Origin of the sequence: Pseudoalteromonas sp. SG44-1 (assembly GCF_014164315.1) — a bacterium.
Taxonomy (GTDB): domain Bacteria; phylum Pseudomonadota; class Gammaproteobacteria; order Enterobacterales; family Alteromonadaceae; genus Pseudoalteromonas; species Pseudoalteromonas rhizosphaerae.
In genome coordinates this window covers 1-320 of the sequence record NZ_JACJEW010000274.1, presented here as the reverse complement: position 1 = coordinate 320, position 320 = coordinate 1, and the positions used below count along the sequence as shown (strand labels likewise).

At 53.4% G+C, this 320-nt stretch carries 1 protein-coding gene; it reads right to left on the bottom strand.

Going from position 1 to position 320, the window contains the following annotated elements; all coding sequences use genetic code 11:
• The coding region (locus tag H5187_RS24145; protein WP_182798533.1) for an Ig-like domain-containing protein at positions 1-320 on the bottom strand (320 nt) is incomplete at both ends.

Genomic DNA, 320 nt, shown 5'->3' with positions numbered 1-320 from the left:
GTTAAGGTTTGTATATCGCCATTGGCATCGGTGACCGTAATGCTCACCAGCCCGCCAATTTCATCACTGCTACCGGTGATGGTTGGGGTGCTGTCGTTCGTCGCAGCCAACGGATCAATATCAAAAGTAGGCGCTTGAGTGTCAATTACTCCGCCGTTTTCAGTATCAGACGCGGTATTACCTGCCGCATCAGTGACACTGCCATCCACTTGGAATGTGCCCTCTGCAAGTGGGGTCGGTACATCCACCGACCACGTACCATCTGCCAGTACCGTCGCGGTTAAGGTTTGCACAGCGCCAGTGGCATCAGTGACAATCAC